The following is a 21,981-nucleotide window of genomic DNA, read 5'->3' on the forward strand; positions in this document are numbered from 1 at the left end:
GTTACCCATAGTGTAAACGGGCCAATATGGCGACACAATTGTCGGGATGCTCGGAGATCCCATGAGTGACACCCCAACCCTCTATATAGTCCCCACTCCCATCGGTAATTTGGCCGATATCACCCAGCGTGCCCTCGATATTCTGCGCCGGGTCGATCTGGTGGCGGCCGAGGATACCCGCCACACCGGCATACTGCTCAAACACTACCAGATCTCGGTGAGCAGCTTCCCTTTGCACGATCACAACGAGCAGCAGAAGGCCGAGGTATTGATCGCGAAAATCAAGGAAGGCAAGAGTGTAGCCCTGGTATCGGATGCGGGCACGCCGCTGATTAGCGACCCCGGTTATCACCTGGTCACCCGCTGTCGCGAAGCCGGGGTCAAGGTGGTGCCGCTGCCGGGCCCGTGCGCGGCCATCACGGCGCTCAGTGCTGCTGGCCTGCCCACCGACCGTTTCGCCTTCGAGGGATTCTTGCCTGCGAAAGCCAAGGGACGTGACGACCGGCTGCAGGCCGTCATCGAAGATACCCGCTCTCTGGTGTTCTACGAGTCACCGCGCCGGGTGCAGGACACGGTAGAAGCGATTGCTCGCATCCTGGGGGAGCGCCAGGTGGTGGTGTGCCGCGAGTTGACCAAGACCTTTGAATCCATCCACGGTCTGCCCGCCTCCGAAATGCTGGTCTGGCTAGGGGAAGACGAAAACCGTTGCCGCGGTGAAATCGTGCTGGTGGTGGCCGGCGCCAGCAAGGTGGAAGAAGAGTTGCCCTTTGATGCGATCCGCACCCTGGGTCTGCTGGTGGCCGAACTGCCCCTCAAGAAGGCGGCCGCGCTGACCGCCGAGATCCATGGGGTGAAGAAGAACGCCCTCTACAAGTACGGACTGGATCACCACCAGAAAGAATAAGTAGCCTGGTCGGTTTGACGCAGCTGATCTTTCACGACCACGCCCGGGTGTGGCAACGGGAGCCTTTCAGCAAGGTTGAGGGTGGCTGACCAATGGTCATGTCACTCTGACAGGAGGCATCAAGCCGTGAATAAATGCCACTATCGACAATTGCCGGTTTACCCCGGCCAGTAGACAGGGCTATAATCCGCGCCCGGAGTCGGCTGGACAATCGCTGCTTCGTCGTTGTGCCTTTCGGGGCAGACGGGCGGAGGGGAGGAAAGTCCGGGCTTCATAGGGCAGGGTGCCAGGTAACGCCTGGGAGGCGTGAGCCTACGACCAGTGCAACAGAGAGCAAACCGCCGATGGCCCGCAAGGGATCAGGTAAGGGTGAAAGGGTGCGGTAAGAGCGCACCGCGCGTCTGGCAACAGTTCGTGGCACGGTAAACTCCACCCGAAGCAAGACCAAATAGGCCCCTATTGGCGCGGCCCGCGTTGGGGGCGGGTAGGTTGCTTGAGCCAGTGAGCGATTGCTGGCCTAGAGGAATGATTGTCACCGGGGCAACCCGGAACAGAACCCGGCTTACAGGCCGACTCCGACCTAATTTCAGGGTACTCTGTTACCCACAAGAATCCCGGTACCTTCTGGTCCGGGATTTTTCTTTATGGGCCTGCCTGGGTCGATAGCACCTTTTTTCATTTTGTAATACAGTTCCCGCCCATTTTGGTCGCTTCAAGTCGACTGGTCCCCTTTTCTCCACCTGCCCCGTCACCCTGATGTGGGTTAAGGGTGGCATGAACATGGTTAAGGTGAATTCGCAATGTCAGCTAGCAGCCTAACGCTAACACCATCCCGGCTGCTGCCGGCCGAACAGGGACGGGGGCTTCCTCGCTACGATCTGCTCGGTGTCGAGCGAGCCAAACAGGGTCATCTCAAGCAGATGAATGCCCACTTGGCCAGCTTCTCCTTGCAGGCTGCCGGGTGCATGGCCCAGCTGTTCAACAGCGCCGAGTGCGATCTCGTGTTTCAGGATTTCGTCAGTGCCGGCCATTTCCCTCCTGAAGATCAGCAGTTCTGGCTCGAAGCCAGGGCCCAGCGTGACGAGCGCTACCGAGTGTTTTTCTCCATCTCAGCGTCCGTCATCTATCGTCTCGCCGTGATCTTCTTCGGAGGACAGCTGCAAGCGGGTGAGGAGCCGAGTCAGGCCAAATCCCTCAGTGATACCGAGCAGCGCCTGTTGCACCGACTCTGCCAATACCAGGTCGATATTCTCTCCTCCTGCATGGGACTCGGCGATCTGGGCTGGCAGCTCACCCCCGTGCCTGCCGATGTGCTGCCAGTGGGGCCTGCGCTCTGGTCCAGCCAGGCGACTCTGAGTCTGGGAGAACATAACCATCAGTGGCGGTTGTGGTGGCTGCAGGCCGAAACCGAGGCGCAACTGACCGATCAACGCCCTGTTCGCGGTGAGCTGGAACAAGCGATGACTCACCTGCCGGTGCAATTGCGGGTGGTGATGGGACAGATGGCCATGACCCTGGCTGATCTGGAGACCTTGCAGGTTGGTGATGTGCTGGCTTTGGATATGCCTGACCTGGTGCCTGCCCTGATCGGCAGCCGCCCCTGTTTCAATGGACGCATTGCCGAGCAAAAAGGCAGCCTGGTGTATCAGGTAACGGCAGTGATAGAGGAGTAAGAACAAGATGAACGAACATAACATCAATGATCCCCTGGATCTGGACAGCCTGGATCAGTTGTTTGATGACGAACTCAGCATGCCGAGTGCGGCCGATTACCTGGCGCCGACCGGTAGCGGCAAGCCGAGGGATCTCTCCTTCTTCCGCCAGATCCCGGTCAAGGTGACCCTGGAAGTGGCCAGTGCAGAGGTGCCGCTTGGGGATCTGATGCAGCTCGAAGAGGGGGCTGTCATCGAGCTGGACAAGTTGGCGGGTGAGCCGCTGGATGTCCGGGTCAATGGCAAACTGTTGGCCCGTGGTGAGGTGGTGGTGGTCAATGGCAAGTATGGCCTGCGTCTGGTCGAGGTGGTTGACACCAAGCTGCTGGGTGGCATGGACGACTGATGCGCGTCCTGCTGCCGCTGCTCTTGCTCGTCGCCCTGCCCAGCTGGGGTGCGGACATGACCCTCTTCTCGGTCGCGCCTGGCGCCGAAGGGGGCGAGGACTACAACATCAAGTTGCAGATCCTCTTCTTCATGACCCTGCTGGGGTTGTTGCCGACCCTGTTACTGATGATGACCAGCTTTACCCGCATCATCATAGTGCTGGCCATATTGCGCCAGGCGCTGGGTCTGCAACAGAGCCCACCAAACCGAGTGCTGATCGGCATCAGTTTGATCCTGACGCTGGTCATCATGCGTCCGGTCTGGACCGAGATGTACGAAAACGCCTTCCTGCCCTATGACAACGACGAAATCACCCTGTCCGAGGGGATAAGCCGTGCCGAGCAACCCTTGCGGCGCTTCATGTTGGCGCAGACCCGGGAGCCGGATCTGGAGCAGATGCTGCGGATCTCGGGGGAGTCGACCAGCCTCACCAAGGCGGACATACCCTTCGGTGTCTTGTTGCCCGCTTTCGTGCTGAGCGAGCTCAATACCGCGTTTCAGATAGGCTTCATGCTGTTTATCCCCTTCCTGGTGATCGATCTGGTGGTCGCCAGCGTCTTGATGGCCATGGGGATGATGATGCTGTCGCCGCTCATCATCTCGTTGCCGTTCAAGTTGATGGTATTCGTACTGGTTGATGGGTGGTCAATGACGGTCGGCACCCTGGCCGCCAGCTTCGGAGGGGGCTGACCATGACCCCCGAGCAGAGCGTCAGTCTGGTGGGTGGCGCAGTGAATCTGGTGGTGATCATGGTCTCTGTGCTGGTGGTGCCCGGCTTGATCGTCGGACTCATCGTGAGTGTGTTTCAGGCGGCGACCCAGATCCAGGAACAGACCCTCAGCTTCCTGCCCCGTTTCATCGTGACGCTGTTGACGCTGATCTTCACTGGTCACTGGCTTTTGGCCCAGATCACCACCCTCTTCAATGAGCTGTTTGCCAAGATCCCCGGGCTTATCGGATGAACTCGCTGATCTCGGTCAGTGCGGCCGAGCTGACGGCCTGGCTGGGACAGTGGTGGTGGCCCTTCATTCGTATCGGCGCTGCCTTCTGGGTGATGCCCTTCTTCGGGGATGGCCGGGTGCCGCCCCAGATCCGGCTGTTGCTCGCCTTCCTGCTCAGCCTGCTGCTGGCCCCCATGCTCAAGGCCATGCCGCTGATAGACCCCTTCTCGGCACAGGCTATCCTGGTCACGCTGGAACAGTTGATGTTCGGCCTGTTATTCGGGCTCTGCGTCCAGATGCTGTTCATGGTGATGACCATGGCGGGCCAGATACTGTCGATGCAAATGGGTCTGGGTATGGCGGTCATGAATGACCCCAGCAATGGTGAATCGGCGCCTATCATCAGCCAGATCATGCTCATCTTTGCCACGCTGTTGTTTCTCGGCCTCAATGGTCATCTGGTGGTGCTGGAGGTGCTGGTGCAGAGTCTGCGCAGCTGGCCGCCGGGCTCTTCGCTCTACCTGCTCGATATCAAGGGGGTCATCGGCCTGTTTGGCTGGAGTATCGGGGCCGCCCTCATCCTGACCCTGCCTGCCGTGGTGGCGATGCTGATGGTGAATCTCACCTTCGGGGTCATGAACCGCACGGCCCCCTCCCTCAACATCTTCTCCCTGGGGTTCCCCATGACGCTGTTGCTGGGGTTGCTGACCATGGCGCTCTCCATCAGCGGGGTGCCTGCTCGTTATCTCGATCTGGTCAGCCATGTGCTGGAGCAGTTACAGGGATTGAGTGTGCAATGAGTCAGACCAGCGCCCAGGATAAAACCGAGCAGGCCTCCACCCAGAAACAGCGCAAGGCTCGGGATGAGGGGCAGATTGCCCGCTCCCGGGAGATGAGCTCGGCGGGTTTGCTGCTGCTCGGTGGACTCGCCATGCAGTGGATGGTGCCCGGCCTTGGCAGTTTCTTCGCCGAATTGATGAAACGTCCCATCCGTTTCGACTGGCAGGGGGCGCGGGATCCCCAGATGATGATGAGCTGGACCGGGGAGGCCCTGTTCAGCATGCTCATGGCCTTGCTGCCCCTGTTCGGTTTCCTGGCACTGATGCTGATCCTGGTCAGCATGGTGCCGGGGGGCATGGTGTTCACCTGGAAAAAGTTGATGCCCAGCGGTGAGAAGCTCAATCCGCTCAAGGGACTCAAGCGCATGTTTTCCACCCATAGCCTGATGGAGCTGCTCAAGTCCATTCTCAAGATAGTGCTGATTGGTTCAACCTTGGCCCTGTTATTGCAGCATCAGTGGCCGACCCTGTTGCAAATGAATCGAATGCCGCCCCAGATGGCGATGGAGCAGGCGCTGGGGATCCTCTCCCAGGCCTTTATCCTGCTTGGCGCCGTTCAGATGCTGATCGCCCTGCTCGATGTGCCTTACCAACGCTGGTCGATGCAGAAACAACTGCGCATGACCAAGCAGGAGGTCAAGGATGAGCACAAGAACAGCGAGGGTCGCCCGGAGATCAAGGCGAAGATCCGTCAAGTACAAGCCATGCTGGCCAGGGCCCGCATCGAGAAGCGGGTGCCCCAGGCCGATGTGATAGTGGTGAACCCGAGCCACTATGCGGTGGCCATCAAATACGATCCCGCCCGCGCCAATGCCCCTTATGTGATCGCCAAGGGGGTCGACAGCATGGCCGAGCGGATCAAGCAGGTGGGCAAGCAGCACGACAAGATGGTGTTGAGCCTGCCTGAGCTGACTCGAGCCATCTACTACTCGACCCGAATCGATCAGGAGGTCCCGGCCGGTCTCTATACCGCGGTGGCTTATGTCCTGAACCATGTATTGCAGTTGCAGGCCTATCAGGCTGGGCGGGGCAAGCAGCCCGGCCCGCTAGCCCCCCTGCATGTGCCCCCTGAATTGCGTCAACCCGAGAGGTAAGTTGTGAACTGGCGTACCCTGACCAAGTCCTATACGGCCATCCCCCTGATGCTGCTGGCCATACTGGCCATGATGATACTGCCGCTGCCGGGTTGGCTGCTCGATGGCCTGTTCACCTTCAACATAGTGTTGGCGATCATGGTGTTGCTGGTCTCGGTCTCGGCCCGCCGTCCCCTCGACTTCTCCGTGTTCCCGACCGTGCTGCTGGTGGCGACCCTGATGAGGCTCTCCCTCAACGTCGCCTCGACCCGGGTGGTGCTGCTCAATGGCCATGAGGGCAATGATGCGGCGGGCAAGGTCATCCAGGCGTTCGGCGAGGTGGTCATCGGCGGCAACTATGTGGTTGGCCTGGTGGTGTTCATCATCTTGATGATCATCAACTTCGTGGTCATCACCAAGGGTGGCGAACGGATATCAGAGGTGTCGGCCCGCTTCACCCTGGACGCCATGCCGGGCAAACAGATGGCCATAGATGCCGACTTGAATGCCGGCATCATGGATCAACACCAGGCCCGGGCCCGCCGGGAAGAGATCTCCCGCGAGGCCGACTTCTACGGGGCCATGGATGGTGCCTCCAAGTTCGTGCGTGGGGATGCCATCGCCGGGCTGCTGGTGCTCATCATCAACCTGGTTGGCGGTCTCGCCATCGGTATCTTTCAGCATGCCCTGCCGGTGGCTGAGGCCTTCCAGCGCTATGCCCTGCTCACCATAGGGGACGGTCTGGTTGCCCAGATCCCCTCCCTGCTGATGTCTACCGCAGCCGCCATCATAGTGACCCGGGTCAGTGATGAGGGGGAGATGTCCGATCAGGTGGGCCAGCAGCTATTGGCGTCGCCCAGGGTCATCTACACGGCTGCCGCCATCATGCTGATCCTGGGTCTTGTGCCCGGCATGCCCATGCTGGCCTTCGTCAGTTTTGCCGCCGTCCTGGCCTGGACCGGCTGGCGGGTGAGCCTGCGACAGCAGCAGGATCCGGCGCTCGATGCCGCCGAGCAACTGAGTCAGCAGTTGGTGTTGCCTGAACATCAGGGGTTGGAGTGGCAGGATCTGCCCTATGTCGATCCCATCGCCATCGAGCTTGGTTACAAGCTGGTTCCCCTGGCCGAGGCGGACAAGGGCGCCGAGCTGCTGGTGCGGGTGCGGGGCATCAGAAAGACCCTCTCCGAGCAGTATGGTTTCTTGCTGCCCGAGATCAGGGTGCGCGACAACCTGCAGCTGCAACCCGATCAATACCGAGTCCGGCTCTCCTCCGTGCCCATGGCGAGCGGGCAGGTGGATTGCCAGCGGCTGATGGCCATCAGCAGTGGCGAGACCTACGGTGCCCTGGACGGCGAGCTGACCCAGGATCCCGCCTACGGCATGAACGCGGTCTGGATAGCTCCGGACCACAAGGCCAAGGCACTCAATCTGGGTTACTCGGTGGTGGACTCGGCGACCGTGATAGCGACCCATGCCAGCAAGCTGCTGCGTGAACAGCTCGACACCCTGTTCGGCCACGATGAAGTCGGCAAGCTGGGTCAGTACTTGGCGACCCTGTCTCCTCGTCTGGCGGAGGAGCTCAACCTCGCCTTGACCCAGATGCAGCAGCTTCGGGTGTTCCGGCAACTGCTCAAGGAGCAGGTGAGCCTGACCGACATCCGTACCATAGCGACCACCTTGCTCGACGCGAGCGAGCTGACCAAGGATCCCGTGCTGCTGGCGGCGGACGTGCGCTGCGCCCTCAAGCGCCAGATAGTGCGTCAGGTGATAGGACAGCGTGAGCTGCTGGCCACCTTTACGCTGGATGAGCGGCTGGAGCAGACACTGCTGGCGGCCATGAATCAGGCTCAGCAACAGGGCAAGGTGGCGCTGGACAGTTTCCCGGTTGACCCCCAATTGCTGGCTCAGCTGCAACAAAACATGCCCCTTGTCAAGGAGCAGCTCCAGCAGCAGGGCCATGCCCCAGTATTGGTGGTGATGCCCCAACTGAGACCTTTGCTATCCCGTTATGCCACCTCCTTCGCCAAGGGGCTCAAGGTACTCTCTTACAACGAGATCCCGGAGGAGCTGAGGGTGGAAGTGGTCGGTACCCTGGGGTGAAGAGAATTGCCCTTGATCTCAGTCAGATAGGAAAATCTTATTCCGCATCTGTGCTTGAACTGTCTTCTCAACTTGTTATGATGCGCCGTGTTTTGACGCTTGCCGCCAAAACATACTGATAAATATAATAATTTGATACGTGCTGCCAGGCTGCGACAACCGCTGTCTGGCTGTCCTTTTGCATAAGGGCATATCGCATGAAAAAGGCAAACTGAACTGAAAAGTCAGGACGCAAAGCCTCCGGTCTAATGGCGGGAATGCCAATGATAGCGGGGTTACCAGGGATAGGTACCGTCACGAATGACGCCTATAGCAAACCGACATGCACGCAGATGCATGGCGGCGGCCACCTCTTTCCTCGGTTTTGACATTTCAGTTCTGTTGATTGACGACAATACAATCACAGGTTCAGGTTCATATGCTTTCGGATGTTTCTCTGAAATGTACCCCGACGCCGCCAGGCCTTGGGGGGCTCCCTCATCTGTTATTGCTGCAGCCAGACTCTTCTGCCGGGGAAGAGATACTGATCATGCTGGAGAGTTCGGGATATCGGGTATCTATCGTCGACTCGGCAAGGCAGGCATGCGCCAGCCTTGCCAATGACAGGGTCGATCTGCTGTTGCTGGACGTGAGCACGCCCATCGACAACCTCAAGGGCTTTCTGGGCAAATTGACCGACACCGACAGTGTCATCCTGGTCAATGAGCATCAGGGGCATCTGGCGGCCGAGGCCATGGGGGCCGGCGCCATCGATTACATCATCAAACCCTTCGGGCGACAGCAGATGCTGGATGCGATCCGGGGAGCCTTGCGCCTGCGCCAGCCGATCCCGGATCTGATTGCTGAGTCGAGTGCCAGTCGTCAGGTATTGCAGCTGGCCCGCCGGGCCGCCAAGACCTCGGCCACTATTCTCATCGGTGGTGAATCCGGGACCGGCAAGGAGCGTCTGGCACGGTACATCCATGAGATGTCCAACCGCTGTGATGGCCCCTTTGTCGCCATCAACTGCGCCGCCATCCCCGAGTCGATGATCGAGTCCATCCTGTTTGGCCATGCCAAGGGGGCCTTCACCGGGGCGGTGTCGGCCCAGCCTGGCAAGTTCGAGCAGGCGCAGGGGGGGACCCTGTTGCTGGACGAAATCTCCGAACTGCCCCTGGCACTGCAAGCCAAGCTGCTGCGGGTGTTGCAGGAGCGCCAGGTCGAGCGACTGGGGAGCCATCAACTGATCAACCTGGATGTACGCATCATCGCGGCCAGCAACAAGGATCTGCGGACCCTGGTGGCCGCAGGGCTGTTTCGCGAGGATCTCTTCTACCGCCTCGATGTGCTGCCCATGAGCTGGCCTGCGTTGCGTGAACGGCCGGGAGATATTCTGCCGCTGGCTGAATATTTCATCGCCCGCTATGCACCCAGACAGGGTCATTGGTTGAGCGAGCTGGCACGCAAGCAGATGCTTGCTTATCCCTGGCCTGGCAATGTGCGCGAGCTCGACAATGTCATTCAGCGTTCGCTCATCATGGCGCGAGGATTGCATATTCAAGCGATCGATTTGATGCTGCCCCGTGAGCCGGGGGCCGCAGAACCCGGTTTGGTCGAGCCTTTATTGGCCCCTGAAGGGCTGATGGAGACCCGCCGCCATGCCGAGTTTCAGTTCGTATTAGAGACCCTGCGCCGCTGTAGCGGCCATCGAACCCGCACGGCCGAGGCCCTGGGCATGACGACCCGGGCATTGCGCTACAAGCTGGCGGCGATGCGTGAGCAGGGCATAGACATTGAACTCCAGATTCAAAATTGAGGGATAACCCAGTGAAGATTGAAATGATGTCGTCACAGACCACTCTGTTGCAGCAGATGCAGGAGCTGAAGCGGGTGGCGAGCCAGGAGCCTCACATCGAGCTCCAGGGCGGTCAGGAAGTCTCCTTCGGCAATGCCATGCGAGACGTGGTCAATCGGGTCAACGAACAACAAAACATCTCTTCCCGTCTGATGACGGCGGTCGATGCGGGCCAGAGCGATGATCTGGTCGGGGCCATGGTGGCCAGTCAGAAAGCCGGTCTTAGCTTTTCCGCCCTGATGCAGGTGCGCAACAAGCTGATGACGGGTTTCGATGACATCATGCGCATGCCGCTCTGAGGTTACTGATGACTGAATTGGTAAGCGGCTCGCCACGGGAGGCCGTCAGCATGCAGCAGCGCATACAGGCGTGGCTGAAGAACTGGCGCAGCCTCTCTCGCGACAATAAATCCATCCTGACCATAGCCCTGTTGGCCGCCACCGTGGCGGGGACCATAGTGGTCATCCTCTGGACCTCCAGCAAGAACTACGTGCCCCTGTACGGCAAGCAGGAGTTGTACGACACCGCCAATATCATGGAGATGCTGGAGAAAGAGCAGATCCCCTTCCAGCTTGAGAAAAGCTCCGGGCAGGTACTGGTGCCAGAGGGTCAACTGGCTCACATTCGTATGGCGCTAGCTGCGCGTGGGGTCCGTGCCGCCATGCCCTCTGGCCTGGAAGGGCTGGATGCGGTCACGGGTCTTGGCACCAGCGAATTCATGGAAGGGGCGCGTTATCGTCACGCCCTGGAAGGGGAGCTGGCGCGTACCATTATCTCCCTCAACGCGGTGCGCAGTGCCCGTGTCCATCTGGCTATTCCCAAGCGCACCCTGTTTGTCGGTCGTGATGAAGAGAAGCCCAGTGCCTCTGTCATGGTGGATCTGCAACCGGGTCAATCGATGGAAGCGGGTCAGGTTGAGGCCATCGCCAATCTGGTGGCCGGTAGCATCTCCGGCATGAAACCGGGCGCCGTGACCATCATCGATCAGGCTGGCCAGCTGCTGAGCAGCGAGCTGGGAGACAAGATGGGCTTTGGCAAACAGAGCGTGCAGCAGATGGAATACGTGCGCAAGCTGGAGCAATACATACGCCAGCGTGCCACTGACATGCTCTACCCCATGCTGGGCACGGGCAACTTCCGGGTGCAGATAGCCGCAGACGTCAATTTCAATGCGGTCGAAGAGACTCAGCAGCAGTTCGATCCGCAAGGTGTGATCACCCAGGAGACCAACAAGTCCGACAAGACGGTCGATGCCCTGGCCATGGGGATCCCGGGAGCCCTGTCCAATCGGCCACCCGAGACGGCACCCCAGGCCGAACCGGCCGATGGTGCCGCCGCGGCACCCGCGGAACCGACCCCCAAGAACGACAGCCGGACCGAGCGCCAGGAGAGCAGTCGCCAATACGAAAATAGCCGCACCGTGGTGCATACCCGCTATCAGCAGGGGCGACTCGAGCGGATGAACGTCTCGGTGCTGCTCAACGAGCAGACTGCGCCGAAAGAGGGCTGGAATGAGGCTCAGCTTGGCCAGATCCGCCAGATGGTGGAGCGGGCCGTCGGCTTTGATACCGGTCGGGGCGATCAGATCAGCCTGCAGGTATTCAATTTCACCGACGAGGTGCAGGTCGCCCCTCCCGAATCCAGCTGGTGGGAGACCCCGTACTGGCAGGACTCCCTGCGTTACCTGGTCGGCGGCCTGCTGGGTCTGACTCTGGTGTTCTTCGGGATACGTCCCCTGGTCAAGCATCTGGTGCGTACCCAGCAGCCAGTGGTCGTGCCGGACGAAGAAGAGCAGGAGGAGCGGGAACCCGAACTCGGCCTGCCGCTACAGCGCCGGACCGATGAGACGCTGGCGGCGCCTCACAGTAAAGGTCTCATCCGTACCGATGATGAGCAGGGGCCTCACTTCAGCGCCCTGGACCTCGATGCGCTGCCCGAGCCGGGCTCTGAACTCGAGGTGCAGTTGAAACACCTGCAACTGCTGGTGGACAAAGACACGGCCCGGGTGGCCGAAGTGGTCAAGGCATGGGTGAGCAGTAATGAGCAACGCTAACATGAACCAGAGTGCAGTGGACATCGACATAGACAACCTGGAGAAGGCGGCCATCTTGTTGCTCAGCATGGGCACAGAGGCGGCCGCCAAGGTGATGCAGAAGCTGTCGCGCGACGAGGTGCAACGGCTCATCTCCAAGATGGCGGGCCTGTCCGGGGTCAGCTCCATCGAGGCGAAGTGGACCCTGCAGCAGTTCTTCATCCAGTACCGGGAGCAGAGCGGCATCGCCAGCGCCTCCCGGGATTATCTGGAGCAGACCCTGGATCTTGCCCTGGGCCAACGGCTCTCCCGCAGCCTGCTCGATAGCCTGTATGGCGACGCCATGAGCCAGGATATCCAGCGTCTGCAGTGGGTGCCTGCCGAGGTGCTTGCCCGCTTCTTTCGCAACGAACACCCGCAGATGCAGGCCGTCTTGCTGGCCTTCCTGCCGCCCCAGACCGCCTCGGCAGTGCTCGATGCCTTGCCAGGTTCGCTCCACGATGACCTGCTGGTTCGGGTCGCCGGACTCAGCTCGGTGAGCGAGCATGTGCTCGATGAGCTGCGACTCACCCTGGATCGCTGTCTGGCCTATGTGGCGGATCAGTCCGGCGCCAAGGTCAACGGGGTGCGCCAGGTTGCCGATATCCTCAATCGTTATCAGGGCAACAAGGAGCAGATGCTCTCCCTGCTGCGTGAGCGCGATGGCGACATGGCCCTCGAAATAGAGAAGAACATGTTCGACTTCATGGCCCTGCGCCGTCAGAGCGACGACACCTTGCAGCGCCTGGTGCAGGAGTTGCCCGCCGATCTGCTGGCCCTGGCTCTGAAGAACACCGAGACCAGCTTTCGCAAGGTGGTGCTCGGTGCCATGCCCAAGCGGATGGCCCAGTCCCTCGAGGCCCAGATCCAGGATCAGGGCAGCGTCTCTTTGCGCAAGGTGGAACAGGCACGGGACGACATCATGCAACTGGTGCGCGAACTGGTCGAGCAGGGCGAGGTCGAGTTCCAGCTGTTCGAAGAGCCCACGGTCAACTGATGAGAGACGAGCATGCCTAACAAGATGCGCAAGTTGGCCCCGGGGGCGACCCGTCGCTACCGTTTCCCGCAACTCGGCCAGGTCGGAGAGGGGGAGCCGAGCGAGCAGGAGCAGTTCGAGTTCGGTTACCAGCAGGGGCTGGAGCAGGGCCAGGATCTGGGTTATCAGGAAGGTTACCAGCAGGGACTCACCAGCGGCCTGATTGAGGGTGAGAGTCGGGGGGTGGCGCAGGGCCAAGCCCGGGGCCTTGCCCAGGGATTGGCCGAAGGACGCGGCTCCTTCGACCAGGCCATGGTGCCTTTTGAGAAATTGCAGCAACAGTGGGATAGCCTCTGCCAGGCCCGCATGTTGCAGCAAAAGCAGGTGTTGGCTCAGTTGGTTGAGCAGGTGGCGCGGCGGGTCATCCAGGCCGAGTTCACCCTCAACCCCCAGCAAGTGCTGACGCAAGTCGAGCAGGCGCTGGCCAGCCTGCCGAGCCAGCCTGAAGAGTTGGTCATCTACCTCAATGAGGGAGACAGGCGCCGTCTGGCCGAACTCGGCGTGACCCGCTGCGCTGGCTGGCCGTTGCAGCAGGATGCGGCCCTGGCCATGGGGGATGCCAGGCTCGAGACTCAGGCGGCTGTGATTGAGGTCAATACCGCGGAGCGGCTCGACGCCTGCCTTGACAAGATCAACAGCGCCCTGGATGCCAGCCTGAATGGATAAGCGTTTGCAGCAGGCGCTCAGTTCGGCACTGGATGACTTTGAGCCCGCCCCCGGTTTTCGCCGTTATGGCCGGCTGGTGCGGGTCACGGGGCTCACCCTGGAAGTGGTTGGCTGCCAGCTGGTCATGGGCCAGCGCTGCCGGGTGGATACCGCAGGCGAGGGCTATCTGCTGGCGGAGGTGGTCGGCTTCAATCGCGACGTCTCTTACCTGATGCCGTTGCAGGCCATGAGTGGCCTCTACTCGGGGGCGAGGGTGTTGCCCATCTCGGGTGAGGAGACGATCCGGGTCGGCGATCACCTGCTTGGCCGCGTGCTCGATGGTTTGTTGCAGCCTCTGGATGGCCTCCCGCTGCCAGACGCCGGGGAGCGTGTCAGCTTGTTCAGTTCCCCCCCCAATCCCCTGCAGCGTACCCCGGTGCGCGAGCCCCTCGACGTCGGGGTGCGTGCCATCAATGGCTTGCTCACGGTCGGCAAGGGTCAGCGGCTCGGGTTATTCGCAGGCTCCGGGGTCGGCAAGAGCATGCTGCTTGGCATGATGACCCGCAACACCACGGCCCAGATCGTCATCGTCGGTCTGATCGGCGAGCGAGGGCGCGAGGTGCGCGAGTTTATCGAACACAGCCTGGGCCGCGAGGGGCTGGCGCGGGCCGTGGTCATTGCAGCACCGGCCGATCAATCCCCGCTGATGCGGCTGCGCGCGGCTCAGCTTTGTCATCGCCTCGCCGAATACTTTCGCGAGCAGGGCCAGGACGTGTTGCTGCTGATGGACTCCCTGACCCGTTATGCCCAGGCCCAGCGCGAGATAGCCCTGGCCATCGGTGAGCCACCCGCCACCCGGGGTTATCCGCCTTCGGTGTTCAGCATGTTGACCCAGCTGGTGGAGCGGGCCGGTAACGGTGTCGATCCCAATGGCAGCCTGAGCGCCTTCTATACGGTGCTGGCGGAAGGGGACGATCAGCAAGATCCTGTGGTGGATGCGGCCCGCGCCATTCTGGATGGCCACATAGTGCTGACCCGGCGCCTGGCCGAAGAGGGCCACTATCCGGCCATCGACATCGGTGCCTCGGTCAGCCGGGTCATGCCTCAGGTGGTACCGGCCGAGTGGCAATCCCTGGCGGTCACCCTGCGCCAGCTGTGGGGGCGTTATCAGCAGGTGCGCGAATTGCTGCCTCTTGGCGGTTATCAGGCGGGGGCGGATGCCCAGATGGATGAGGCCGTGCAGCGTTACCCCGCCATCGCGGCGCTGCTGCAGCAAGGGATCCATGAGGTGACCCCCCTGGCCGAGGCCCCTGCCGGGTTGCGCCAGGCGCTTGGCCGCCCGGCCTAAGGAGAGACAGTGCTCAATGCATATCTGGGTTTACAACAGCAGGCGCTGGACGAGATGGGCAAGGAGCGTCAGCGGCTGCGTGAGCTGGCTCAGCGTGAGGAGTTGCGGGCATTCAGATTGCAGGAGGTGATCGCCAGCCTGGGTCAGGGGCAGGGTTTCCACCCTCTGTTGCTGCAAAATCGTCAGCAGATGGATGCCCAGCTGCGCCGCTTGCACGCCCATCAGGTTCAGCAATCGGCGATGGCGCGCCTCGATCTGGATCGCCATGAGTTGCAATTGCGCCAGCAGTTCGGGCGCGTGAAGGGGTTGGAAGGGGTGCTGGATCGGCGGGCACTGGCGGACAGGAGACTCAGGGAGTCACAGGAGCAGCGTCTGCTCGATGAGATAAGCGGCCTGCGCCATCGTACCCGGGGTAGTTGACGCAGGGGGGGAAGAGCCTGAGGTTCAGGCTTCCTGGCCATACTCCTGGCGCTGACCGAGCAGGGTATGCAGGGTTTCAATCTGTCCCGCCAGCAGGCGACCGTTGCGATCGTTCTGCTGTTGGCACTGGCGCAGGCTGGACTCGAGTTGTTGCCACTGGCCCGTCATGGTGTGTTGCAACTGAGCGGGCAGGCGAGCGATCAGCTTGGCCATGCCCTGCTCATTGGGCGCCATGCCCAGGGCGAGCAGATGCTGGCAGCGTTGCTGAGCCTGTTGCTCTATCTGCTTCATCAGTTCAGTTTGCTGCAGATTATGCTGGGTCAAGGCATCCACTTCGTGGGTCGCCAGCAGCAGATGCTGGCGCTGCAGCATCTGCTGCAACTCGCCATAGCGGCCGAGATCCCGCTGGATGCCGAGCAGCAGTTGCTTGACTCTCTGTTTGGCATCCAGCGGGCTGACGGATTGGCTCATCGACGGTGCAGTTCCAATATGGCCTGGCTCAAGGCATCCATGTCGAGGCTCAGACGCCCTTCCCCTATAGCCTGACGGATCTGCTCGACCTTGGCCATGTCGACATCGGGGGTGTCGGCCAGGGCGATACTGGCTTGTGCCATGGTCTGGGCAGTGGCACTGATCTGGCTCTCACCGCTCTGGCGAGGTGGGTTTGGCGTTGGGGCCGCATCCTGCCTGCGTTGAGTCAGGGGTTGAGTCGGGATGAGGTCGGCACGGGTGATCTTCATATGTTCACTTCCTGATGGTCTACTGGAGTAAAGCGACCGGGGTTCAGCATAACTTGAATGGACTGTTCGCTCAAAACACTCAAAATCGTGTCTCCACCTCGCCCTTGCCCAGCACCCAGGTCTGGATCTCTCTGCCCGAGCTGTTGTTGCGTACCCTGATACCCTCGCCAATGGCGCCATTTTCCAGCGCCTCCCCCCGTGTCGTGGCGGCAAAACTGCCCTGACCCGCCCGGATCAGTACCCCTTCCCCCTGGCGCACCGCCCACTGTTTCTGCAGGTCGAGTTCACCGATCAGCTGGCCCGTGCGCAGCCTGCGACCGCTTTTTTGCTCGAGCAAGGAGAGGCTCGCCGGGGTGAAACCGCGCTGAATGCGGCTGACTTCCAGCTCCTTGGCAACCAGATCGGCGACCTGGATGGGGTGCCCCTTGGCTATCTCCTGGGCCGTGGCCCAGACCGACATGAAGACGCTGACATCGACCCTGCCCCTGAGTTGCCATTGGGGATCGCCGCAGCTGATGAGGTAGGGGCGCCGACCCCAGGGCTGGCGATAGAGACCGCCAGCCTGCAACCCGAGGGCTTGTCGACAAGGGGGCAGGTGCGCCGCCGCTGGCGCGAGCCAGACTTGATAATCGACGCGGTTGGCCTGCCAGCGTTGCAGGGTCAGATAATCGTCGAGCTGACGTTGCGCCTGTTGGCGCAGGGTCTGCTCCAGGGCGGTGATATCCAGTGTCTCCGTCTGGGCTTGCACCCCGGGAGACAGGGCGAGCAGCAGCATCAACAAGAGGCCGCTCCACTTCCTGCCGGGAAAGCCAGCTTCCCCCTGATGCGTGCCAGGCAGGGTATGAGGCCACGCCATAGGGCGAACGGGGTGATTTTTCATGGTTGGCATGAGTCTTGATATGGCCTGCACGGGTCTGACTATTTCGCTGACGAGAGGATGAAGCATGAGTATCTCATTTGACAGTGCGCTGGGGGTACATCCCTATGCCCTGAATGTGCGAACGGATAGGGCGCGTATCCTCGCAGGTAATCTGGCAAATGTGGATACCCCGGGCTATCTGGCCAGGGACGTGGATTATAAGAGCATTCTGGGTCGGGTCGCACAGCAAGTGGCGGCCAAGGAAGAGAGCGGTGCCATTGCGGGGGGGCGTCTGCAGGATGATATGCAGCATCCCCTCTACCGCATGCCTTACCAGGTCTCCATGGATGGCAACACCGCCGAGCTCAGTGTGGAGCAGAGCAAGTTTGCCAACAATGCCACCGATTTTCAGACCAGCCTGACCTTCCTCAATATGAAACTCAGCGGGATCGCCAAGGCGATCGAGGGCCGTTAATCATGTCGTTCAATCGAATCTATGAGATCGCCGGCAGTGCCATGCGGGCACAGACGGTCCGTCTCGATACCGTCGCCTCCAACCTTGCCAACGTCGATAGCGTGGCGGGACGGGAAGAGGAGGCTTTTCGTGCCATCAAGCCGGTGTTCTCCACCCTGTATCAGCGGGTTCAGGATGCCGATGGCATGGGGGCCGCCCAGGTACAGATTGCCGGCATAGTGCAATCCGATCGCCAGATTGAGCGGCGGCTGGAGCCGACCAATCCCCTGGCCGATGAGGATGGCTTCGTGTACCACTCCAACGTCAATGCGGTGGAGGAGATGGCCGACATGATGAGTGCCTCGCGCGGCTTTGAGACCTCGGTGGAGGTCATCAATCGTATCTCCAGCATGCAGCAGGGTCTCCTGCGCCTCGGGCAGGTCTGATCATGAGCCTTCCTCAGGTCAGTAGCCTGGACACGGCCCGCAGCACCAGTCAGAGCCTGGATGACAACATCGCTGGCAACGGCACGGCGAGCGGTGGCATGCAGCTGCGCAACGAGTTTTTGCAGATGATGGTGGCCCAGCTCCAGAATCAGGATCCCACCAATCCCCTCGACGGCTCCCAATACGTTACCCAGCTGGCCCAGTTCAGCATGGTGGAGGGGGTCGAGCAGTTGAAGGTATTGCAGCAAAAGTCCATCGCCATGATGGATACCCAGCAGGTGCTGCAGAGCACGGATCTGATCGGTCGGGATGTCATGGTGCCGACTGCTTCCCTCAAGCAGGGGGCAGAGAAGGCGATACGGGGCCAGATTGAGCTGGGTGGCGCGGCCGACCAGGTCGAGCTCAAGGTATTTGATCAACATGGCACCCTGGTTGCGACCCGCAACTGGGGGGAGAGCAAGGCTGGTGGCATCGATTACGACCTGCCGGTATTACCCGCCGGCGAGTACAGCTTTGAGGTGAAAGCCTCCCTGGCCGGGAGCAAGGTGCAGAGCAAGCACTATGTCTCCAGTACGGTGGACAGGGTCACCCTGCCCGGCACCGGCGACATCATGTTAGAGGTGGCGGGCGTTGGGGAAGTCCCCCTGTTCAGCGCCATCCAGTTTGGCAAATCGGCATAAGCCCATAGGAGCGACACAGTGTCTTTTAGTATCGGACTGAGCGGCCTGCGCGCCGTTAACCAGGAATTGAGCGTCATCAGCAACAACGTGGCCAACGTCAGCACCGCCGGTTTCAAATCGAGCCGTGCCGAGTTTGCAGCCATCTATGGTGGCGGCCAGGCGGGTGGGGTCGAGATGAACAACGTCTCCCAGAACTTCGATCGCAACGGCGATCTGATGCGCACCGGCCGTGGTCTGGATCTGGCGATCTCCGGCAATGGTTTCTTCCAGCTCAAGGATGGCAACGGCCAGACCTCCTACACCCGTGCCGGCATGTTCCAGCGCGATGCCAACAACTACCTCACCACCTCGACCGGGGATCGCCTGCAAGGCTATACCGTCAACGGCGCCGGTCAGTTGCAGACGGGGGTTGTGGGCGATCTGCAGGTGGGTACCGGCAGTCTGCCCGCCAAGGCCTCCGACTCCCTGGAGTTTGTGGGCAATCTGAAGGCGGATGCCAGCAACATAGACACCACGCTCAATCCGTTCGATGCCAGCAAGGCGGAGAGCTACAACTTCTCCCAGTCCAGCAAGGTGTTTGACTCCCTGGGCAGCGAACACAATGTCACCCAGTATTTCGTCAAGGTTGGCAGCAACGACTGGCAGGTGCACTACACGGTCGATGGCGTCGCCAACGGGACCACCACCAACCTCAAGTTCAATACGGATGGTTCTTTTGATGCGGTGGGCAGCGGTGCCGACAAGGCGACCCTGGCCCTGACACCGCAGGGTGCGGAGCCCATGACCCTGGACATCGGTCTGAGCAAGTTCAGCCAGTATGCCTCCGACTTCAACGTCAGCCGCAACCAGTCCAACGGTTACACCTCCGGCGATCTGACCGGGGTCCGCATCGATGGGGATGGCGGCGTCTACGCCACCTTCACCAATGGTCAGAGCCTGTTGCAGGGGCAGGTGGTCATGGCCAATTTCGCCAACCCCAATGGTCTGCTGCAGAGCAACAACACCACCTGGCAGCAATCCTTCTCCTCCGGTCAGCCAGTGGTCGGTGCCCCGGGCAGCGGCACCCTGGGTTCGCTGACCTCGGGCGCCTACGAGGGCTCCAACGTGGACTTGACCGGTGAGCTGGTGAACCTGATGACCTCTCAGCGCAACTACCAGGCGAACGCCAAGAGCATCAGCTCGGCGGACAAGATGACCCAGGTGCTCTTCAACTCCTTCTGAGGCTGATCCGTGGAAAAGCTAATCTACACCGCCATGTCCGGCGCCCAGCACTCCCTGGTCGCCCAGCAGATCCGGGCCAACAACCTGGCGAACCTCAACACGGCGGGTTTTCGAGCCGATTTCGAGCGGGTCTCCGCTTACGCCCTGAGCGGGGATGGTTACCAGAGCCGCGTCATGGCGCGGGAAGAGGTAGCCGGCACCGACTTTCGAGCCGGTGCCCTGATGCAGACGGATCGCAAGCTGGACGTGGCGGTGCGTGGTGAGGGTTTTCTGACGGTGCAAACGGCAGATGGTGCAGAGGCCTATACCCGGGCCGGCAATCTGGAAGTCGATGCCGATGGCCTGCTCAGCCTCAATGGCCGCCCCGTGCTGGGGGATGGCGGTGAACTGGTGGTGCCGGCCTATCGGGATCTCAGTTTCGGCAATGATGGCTCCCTGAGCATCACGCCTCCCGGTGGGGGCGCCCGCCTCGATGTGGGACGGCTCAAGCTGGTCAATCCGGCGGCCAGCGAGCTGGTCAAGGGACTGGATGGCTTGTTTCGCCTGCGCCAGGGCGGCGATGCCGAGCCGAGTGAAGAGGTGGTGATGGCCTCCGGCTTCCTGGAAGGGGGCAACGTCAACGCGGTCGACGAGCTGATCGGCAGCATGGCACTGACCCGCAACTTCGAATTGCAGGTCAAGTTGATGAAGACGGCAGACGATCAGGCCCGCCAGGGCGCCCGCCTCATCTCGGGCCAGGGTTAACCCTCAGGGGCAATATTTCGGATCCGGCCCCTGGCCGGGTCCTCATGAACGCAGTGGAGAGAGTCGATGCACGCAGCATTATGGGTCAGCAAGACCGGCCTGTCGGCACAAGATGCCAAGATGGCCAGCATTTCCAACAACCTGGCCAACGTCAACACGGTCGGCTTCAAGCGAGATAGGGTTGCTTTCGAAGACCTCTTCTATCAGGTCCAGCGCCAACCGGGTGCCCAGCAGGATCAACAGAATCTGGCGCCGATCGGCATCCAGATGGGGAACGGGGTTCGGGTGGTCGGGACCCAGAAGGTATTCACCTCGGGTCAGTTCCAGAATACCAACCAGGAGCTGGACATGGCGGTGGTCGGGGCGGGTTTCTTCGGGGTCGAGCGCCCGGATGGTGAAACCGCCTATAGCCGCAATGGCCAGTGGCATCGCAGCGCCGAGGGGTTGCTGGTCAATGCCGATGGCCTGCCCATGCTGCCGCAGATCCAGATCCCGGACAATGCCACCAAGGTCTCCATCGGCACAGATGGCACCGTCAGTGCCACTCTGCCGGGTCAGCAGGAGAACGTGGAGCTCGGCCGGATCACCCTGACCAACTTCGCCAATCCGGCCGGTCTGGAGGCGCTGGGCGGCAACCTGTATCGGGCCACCGGAGCCTCCGGTGAGGCGATCGAAGGGGTGCCTGGCGAGGATGCCATGGGGGCCATCAAGCAGTACACCCTGGAGAGTTCCAACGTCAATGTGGTGGAAGAGATGGTCGACATGATCACCACCCAGCGCGCCTATGAGATGAATGCCAAGGTGGTCTCGGCGGCGGATCAGATGCTGAAGTTCGTGACCCAGGCCCTGTGATGATGAGCGTGTTCAGGCAGAGCCTCTGGCTGGTGTTGCTGCTCGGTGGCTGCGCCACCTATGAGCTGCGCGCCCCCGAGCCGGGTGAAGAGCAGTGGGCCCCCTCGCGTCCCAATCTGCCCGTGGCGGCCAGTGGCGAGGATGGCAGCCTCTATCGCGACAACTATATGTTCACCCTGTTTCAGGACAGGCGCGCCTATCGGGTCGGCGACATCTTGACCGTCATGCTGGAGGAGCGAACCCAATCCAGCAAGAAGGCCAATACCAGTACCAGCAAGAGCAGCAGTCTCAATGTACCGGCCCCGTCCATCGGCGGTGAGGTGCGCACCGACTGGGGGGCAACCCTGAGCGCTGACCGGGATTTTGACGGCGGCGCGACGTCCAGCCAGCAAAACACCCTGTCCGGTGCCATCACGGTCACAGTGGCAGAGGTGATGCCCAATGGGGTGATAGGGATCCGCGGCGAGAAGTGGATCCGTCTCAACCAGGGGGACGAGTATGTGCGGCTCGGCGGCATGGTGCGGGTCGAAGACATCGATCAGCGCAATCGCATCTCTTCCCAGCGCATCGCCGACGCCCGCATCACCTATGCCGGGCGAGGTGCCTTGGCAGACAGCAACCAGATGGGGTGGTTGAGCCGCTTCTTCAGCTCAGCCTTTGCGCCATTTTGAGGAC

Annotated in this window: 25 protein-coding genes, 1 other RNA gene and 1 riboswitch; of the genes, 23 read left to right on the top strand and 3 right to left on the bottom strand. The window is 61.1% G+C overall.

Translation table 11 applies throughout. The features are described 5' to 3' along the window. The first annotated feature begins 61 nt into the window (after nt 1-61). From rsmI to KYK33_RS02325, 16 genes are all read left to right on the top strand, one after another. Nucleotides 62-904, top strand: a complete 843-nt coding sequence (gene rsmI, locus KYK33_RS02250) for a 16S rRNA (cytidine(1402)-2'-O)-methyltransferase (protein ID WP_224431901.1) — start codon at nt 62-64, stop codon at nt 902-904. Between the two features lie 195 nt (nt 905-1,099). After that, nucleotides 1,100-1,485, top strand: an RNA gene (gene rnpB, locus KYK33_RS02255) — RNase P RNA component class A. A gap of 219 nt (nt 1,486-1,704) precedes the next feature. Then, nucleotides 1,705-2,577 (top strand): FliM/FliN family flagellar motor switch protein, encoded by an 873-nt coding sequence (locus tag KYK33_RS02260; RefSeq protein ID WP_224431902.1) that lies wholly within the window; start codon nt 1,705-1,707, stop codon nt 2,575-2,577. 7 nt (nt 2,578-2,584) lie between these two features. Then, complete coding sequence (lfiN, locus tag KYK33_RS02265; RefSeq protein WP_042041883.1) at nt 2,585-2,962, top strand: lateral flagellar motor switch protein LfiN; 378 nt, start codon at nt 2,585-2,587, stop codon at nt 2,960-2,962. Further along, nucleotides 2,962-3,693, top strand: a complete 732-nt coding sequence (fliP, locus tag KYK33_RS02270; protein WP_224431903.1) for a flagellar type III secretion system pore protein FliP — start codon at nt 2,962-2,964, stop codon at nt 3,691-3,693. The genes lfiN and fliP overlap by 1 nt, the downstream gene beginning before the upstream one ends. A gap of 2 nt (nt 3,694-3,695) precedes the next feature. Further along, complete coding sequence (fliQ, locus tag KYK33_RS02275; RefSeq protein ID WP_042041880.1) at nt 3,696-3,965, top strand: flagellar biosynthesis protein FliQ; 270 nt, start codon at nt 3,696-3,698, stop codon at nt 3,963-3,965. After that, nucleotides 3,962-4,744, top strand: a complete 783-nt coding sequence (lfiR, locus tag KYK33_RS02280) for a lateral flagellar biosynthetic protein LfiR (protein WP_042041879.1) — start codon at nt 3,962-3,964, stop codon at nt 4,742-4,744. The genes fliQ and lfiR overlap by 4 nt, the downstream gene beginning before the upstream one ends. Next, nucleotides 4,741-5,877: a flagellar biosynthesis protein FlhB gene (gene flhB, locus KYK33_RS02285; RefSeq protein ID WP_224431904.1), complete on the top strand. Its 1,137-nt coding sequence runs from the start codon at nt 4,741-4,743 to the stop codon at nt 5,875-5,877. Before lfiR ends, flhB begins: the two co-directional genes overlap by 4 nt. 3 nt (nt 5,878-5,880) lie before the next feature. Then, a complete protein-coding gene (gene lfhA, locus KYK33_RS02290) occupies nt 5,881-7,956 on the top strand; it encodes a lateral flagellar biosynthesis protein LfhA (protein ID WP_224431905.1) in 2,076 nt (691 codons plus the stop codon). 195 nt (nt 7,957-8,151) lie between these two features. Beyond that, nucleotides 8,152-8,239, top strand: a riboswitch (cyclic di-GMP riboswitch). Nucleotides 8,240-8,485: 246 nt separating this feature from the next. After that, nucleotides 8,486-9,751 carry a sigma-54-dependent transcriptional regulator gene (locus KYK33_RS02295; RefSeq protein WP_370736605.1) on the top strand — a complete coding sequence of 422 codons (1,266 nt, stop codon included), beginning with the start codon at nt 8,486-8,488 and terminating at the stop codon, nt 9,749-9,751. Between the two features lie 11 nt (nt 9,752-9,762). Beyond that, the gene (lfiE, locus tag KYK33_RS02300; RefSeq protein ID WP_084218181.1) at nt 9,763-10,089 is read left to right on the top strand and encodes a lateral flagellar hook-basal body complex protein LfiE; all 327 of its coding nucleotides are present in this window, start codon (nt 9,763-9,765) and stop codon (nt 10,087-10,089) included. A gap of 74 nt (nt 10,090-10,163) precedes the next feature. After that, nucleotides 10,164-11,843 (top strand): lateral flagellar M-ring protein FliFL, encoded by a 1,680-nt coding sequence (gene fliFL, locus KYK33_RS02305; protein ID WP_318010416.1) that lies wholly within the window; start codon nt 10,164-10,166, stop codon nt 11,841-11,843. Continuing rightward, the gene (gene fliGL, locus KYK33_RS02310; protein ID WP_042041871.1) at nt 11,830-12,858 is read left to right on the top strand and encodes a lateral flagellar motor switch protein FliGL; all 1,029 of its coding nucleotides are present in this window, start codon (nt 11,830-11,832) and stop codon (nt 12,856-12,858) included. The genes fliFL and fliGL overlap by 14 nt, the downstream gene beginning before the upstream one ends. A 12-nt stretch (nt 12,859-12,870) precedes the next feature. Beyond that, complete coding sequence (locus KYK33_RS02315) at nt 12,871-13,563, top strand: FliH/SctL family protein (protein WP_042041870.1); 693 nt, start codon at nt 12,871-12,873, stop codon at nt 13,561-13,563. Then, entirely contained in the window at nt 13,556-14,890 is a 1,335-nt protein-coding gene (lfiI, locus tag KYK33_RS02320; protein WP_042041869.1) for a lateral flagellar FliI-like assembly ATPase LfiI, read from the top strand. Before KYK33_RS02315 ends, lfiI begins: the two co-directional genes overlap by 8 nt. A gap of 9 nt (nt 14,891-14,899) precedes the next feature. Beyond that, entirely contained in the window at nt 14,900-15,310 is a 411-nt protein-coding gene (locus KYK33_RS02325) for a flagellar FliJ family protein (RefSeq protein WP_042041867.1), read from the top strand. A 24-nt stretch (nt 15,311-15,334) separates the two neighbouring features. Here KYK33_RS02325 and KYK33_RS02330 read toward each other — a convergent pair whose 3' ends face one another. The 3 genes from KYK33_RS02330 to flgA all read right to left on the bottom strand — a co-directional run bounded on the left by KYK33_RS02330 (nt 15,335) and on the right by flgA (nt 16,825). Then, complete coding sequence (locus KYK33_RS02330) at nt 15,335-15,781, bottom strand: flagellar protein FlgN (RefSeq protein WP_224431906.1); 447 nt, start codon at nt 15,779-15,781, stop codon at nt 15,335-15,337. Further along, on the bottom strand, nt 15,778-16,050 hold the full coding sequence (gene flgM, locus KYK33_RS02335; protein WP_224431907.1) for a flagellar biosynthesis anti-sigma factor FlgM: 273 nt from the start codon (nt 16,048-16,050) through the stop codon (nt 15,778-15,780). Before flgM ends, KYK33_RS02330 begins: the two co-directional genes overlap by 4 nt. Nucleotides 16,051-16,129: 79 nt before the next feature. After that, nucleotides 16,130-16,825: a flagellar basal body P-ring formation chaperone FlgA gene (gene flgA, locus KYK33_RS02340; RefSeq protein ID WP_224432926.1), complete on the bottom strand. Its 696-nt coding sequence runs from the start codon at nt 16,823-16,825 to the stop codon at nt 16,130-16,132. A 169-nt stretch (nt 16,826-16,994) separates the two neighbouring features. Between flgA and lfgB the strand changes: the two genes are divergently transcribed. The 7 genes from lfgB (at nt 16,995) to flgH (ending at nt 21,977) form a co-directional block, all read left to right on the top strand. Continuing rightward, complete coding sequence (gene lfgB, locus KYK33_RS02345) at nt 16,995-17,384, top strand: lateral flagellar basal body rod protein LfgB (protein WP_042041862.1); 390 nt, start codon at nt 16,995-16,997, stop codon at nt 17,382-17,384. Nucleotides 17,385-17,386: 2 nt separating this feature from the next. After that, on the top strand, nt 17,387-17,809 hold the full coding sequence (flgCL, locus tag KYK33_RS02350; RefSeq protein WP_042041861.1) for a lateral flagellar basal body rod protein FlgCL: 423 nt from the start codon (nt 17,387-17,389) through the stop codon (nt 17,807-17,809). A gap of 2 nt (nt 17,810-17,811) precedes the next feature. Then, nucleotides 17,812-18,489 carry a flagellar hook assembly protein FlgD gene (locus KYK33_RS02355; protein WP_224431908.1) on the top strand — a complete coding sequence of 226 codons (678 nt, stop codon included), beginning with the start codon at nt 17,812-17,814 and terminating at the stop codon, nt 18,487-18,489. A gap of 18 nt (nt 18,490-18,507) precedes the next feature. Beyond that, nucleotides 18,508-19,710, top strand: a complete 1,203-nt coding sequence (gene flgEL / locus KYK33_RS02360; RefSeq protein WP_042041857.1) for a lateral flagellar hook protein FlgEL — start codon at nt 18,508-18,510, stop codon at nt 19,708-19,710. Between the two features lie 9 nt (nt 19,711-19,719). Continuing rightward, complete coding sequence (gene lfgF, locus KYK33_RS02365; protein ID WP_042041855.1) at nt 19,720-20,454, top strand: lateral flagellar basal-body rod protein LfgF; 735 nt, start codon at nt 19,720-19,722, stop codon at nt 20,452-20,454. Nucleotides 20,455-20,520: 66 nt separating this feature from the next. Then, nucleotides 20,521-21,306, top strand: coding sequence for a lateral flagellar basal-body rod protein LfgG (lfgG, locus tag KYK33_RS02370; RefSeq protein ID WP_042041854.1), 786 nt, complete (start codon nt 20,521-20,523; stop codon nt 21,304-21,306). Further along, a complete protein-coding gene (flgH, locus tag KYK33_RS02375) occupies nt 21,306-21,977 on the top strand; it encodes a flagellar basal body L-ring protein FlgH (protein WP_042041852.1) in 672 nt (223 codons plus the stop codon). The genes lfgG and flgH overlap by 1 nt, the downstream gene beginning before the upstream one ends. Nucleotides 21,978-21,981: the final 4 nt, after the last annotated feature.

It is taken from the genome of Aeromonas rivuli, assembly GCF_020149575.1.
Classification (GTDB): domain Bacteria; phylum Pseudomonadota; class Gammaproteobacteria; order Enterobacterales; family Aeromonadaceae; genus Aeromonas; species Aeromonas rivuli.

Coding starts and splice junctions, on each gene's coding strand:
- flgA (WP_224432926.1), bottom strand. CDS start 16,825: ATGCTGCTGCTCGCCCTGTCTCCCGGGGTGCAAGCCCAGACGGAGACA.
- lfiN (WP_042041883.1), top strand. CDS start 2,585: ATGAACGAACATAACATCAATGATCCCCTGGATCTGGACAGCCTGGAT.
- KYK33_RS02260 (WP_224431902.1), top strand. CDS start 1,705: ATGTCAGCTAGCAGCCTAACGCTAACACCATCCCGGCTGCTGCCGGCC.
- rsmI (WP_224431901.1), top strand. CDS start 62: ATGAGTGACACCCCAACCCTCTATATAGTCCCCACTCCCATCGGTAAT.
- flhB (WP_224431904.1), top strand. CDS start 4,741: ATGAGTCAGACCAGCGCCCAGGATAAAACCGAGCAGGCCTCCACCCAG.
- lfgG (WP_042041854.1), top strand. CDS start 20,521: ATGCACGCAGCATTATGGGTCAGCAAGACCGGCCTGTCGGCACAAGAT.
- KYK33_RS02330 (WP_224431906.1), bottom strand. CDS start 15,781: ATGAGCCAATCCGTCAGCCCGCTGGATGCCAAACAGAGAGTCAAGCAA.
- KYK33_RS02315 (WP_042041870.1), top strand. CDS start 12,871: ATGCCTAACAAGATGCGCAAGTTGGCCCCGGGGGCGACCCGTCGCTAC.
- lfgB (WP_042041862.1), top strand. CDS start 16,995: ATGAGTATCTCATTTGACAGTGCGCTGGGGGTACATCCCTATGCCCTG.
- flgM (WP_224431907.1), bottom strand. CDS start 16,050: ATGAAGATCACCCGTGCCGACCTCATCCCGACTCAACCCCTGACTCAA.
- fliP (WP_224431903.1), top strand. CDS start 2,962: ATGCGCGTCCTGCTGCCGCTGCTCTTGCTCGTCGCCCTGCCCAGCTGG.
- lfiR (WP_042041879.1), top strand. CDS start 3,962: ATGAACTCGCTGATCTCGGTCAGTGCGGCCGAGCTGACGGCCTGGCTG.
- fliQ (WP_042041880.1), top strand. CDS start 3,696: ATGACCCCCGAGCAGAGCGTCAGTCTGGTGGGTGGCGCAGTGAATCTG.
- lfiI (WP_042041869.1), top strand. CDS start 13,556: ATGGATAAGCGTTTGCAGCAGGCGCTCAGTTCGGCACTGGATGACTTT.
- fliGL (WP_042041871.1), top strand. CDS start 11,830: ATGAGCAACGCTAACATGAACCAGAGTGCAGTGGACATCGACATAGAC.
- flgCL (WP_042041861.1), top strand. CDS start 17,387: ATGTCGTTCAATCGAATCTATGAGATCGCCGGCAGTGCCATGCGGGCA.
- KYK33_RS02355 (WP_224431908.1), top strand. CDS start 17,812: ATGAGCCTTCCTCAGGTCAGTAGCCTGGACACGGCCCGCAGCACCAGT.
- KYK33_RS02295 (WP_370736605.1), top strand. CDS start 8,486: ATGCTGGAGAGTTCGGGATATCGGGTATCTATCGTCGACTCGGCAAGG.
- flgH (WP_042041852.1), top strand. CDS start 21,306: ATGATGAGCGTGTTCAGGCAGAGCCTCTGGCTGGTGTTGCTGCTCGGT.